The 676-nt window shown below is 69.2% G+C and carries 1 protein-coding gene; it reads left to right on the top strand.

Annotation, left to right across the window (positions count from 1 at the left end; translation table 11 throughout):
* On the top strand, positions 1-676 hold a 676-nt coding region (locus PUR56_RS01725; protein ID WP_329947556.1), incomplete at both ends, for a substrate-binding domain-containing protein.

Below are 676 nucleotides of genomic sequence, written 5' to 3' on the forward strand. Positions count from 1 at the left end.
AAGGACGCCAAGGTCGCCCTGCTCACCTCCGACGACCAGATCTGCACCAACGGCCCCGACCCGTCCGCCTGCGCCCCCGACAACCTCGTCCCCCGCATCGGCTTCTCCGGCACCCAGATGGGCGGCGAGGTCGGCAAGCGCGCCGCCGAGGAGTTCAAGAAGGCCGCCTGGAACCCCGCCGAGACCCGCACCATCTCCGCCTGGAAGCAGGACGTCACCGTCTGCGGCGACCGCGTGAAGGCCGCCAAGGACGCCTTCGGCTCCGCCGCCCCCGGCGTCCAGAACATCGACGTCGCCACCGACAACACCCCCACCGGCGCCCAGGACAAGATCGCAGCCACCGTCACCGCCAACCCCGGCGTCAAGAACTGGGTCGTCTGGGGCTGCAACGACGAGAACGTCCAGGGCGGCGTCACCGCACTGGAGAACGCCGGCATCGGCGCCGACCGCGTCATCGGCGTCGGCCTCGGCGCCTACCTCGCCTGCAAGAACTGGGGCTCCGACAAGCCCTCCGGCATGAAGGCCGCCCTCTTCATCAACGGCAAGGACGTCGGCGCCCTCGCCGTCCAGACCATGTACGACAAGCTCAAGAACAGCAAGGACTTCCCCAAGGAAGCCTTCGCCCCCACCACCATGGTCGACGCCACCACCTGGAAGACCGCCGGCGTCACCTGCA

Source organism: Streptomyces sp. BE303, from assembly GCF_036290945.1.
In the GTDB taxonomy this organism is placed as follows: Bacteria; Actinomycetota; Actinomycetes; order Streptomycetales; family Streptomycetaceae; genus Kitasatospora.